At 58.8% G+C, this 243-nt stretch carries 1 pseudogene; it reads left to right on the top strand.

The annotated features are described in order from the left end of the window. A pseudogene (locus FNJ47_RS48545) lies at window positions 1-125 on the top strand (putative porin); the annotation flags it as partial. Window positions 126-243: the final 118 nt, after the last annotated feature.

The following is a 243-nucleotide window of genomic DNA, read 5'->3' as shown; positions in this document are numbered from 1 at the left end:
GGAACGTCCACGCCGGCTACAAGTACCTCGAGTCGGATGCCACCATCGATGCCTTCGCAGATTCCGACTTCGGTCTCGGCGGCACCAACCTCAAGGGCTATTTCGTCGGCGGCAATATCGGTCTCGGACTGGGCGAATGCGGTGCCGGAGCTCAATGCTCCGATCACCATCATCAAGACAAAGAGTGCGATGCGCATGGTCAGAACTTCGCGTTGAGGTCGACTTGCAGGACGTCGACGGCAT

The sequence above is a fragment of the Bradyrhizobium uaiense genome (assembly GCF_010811875.1).
GTDB classification, from domain to species: domain Bacteria; phylum Pseudomonadota; class Alphaproteobacteria; order Rhizobiales; family Xanthobacteraceae; genus Bradyrhizobium; species Bradyrhizobium uaiense.
Note: the sequence above shows the minus strand (reverse complement) of the source record. Positions and strands in the feature narration are given on the sequence as shown.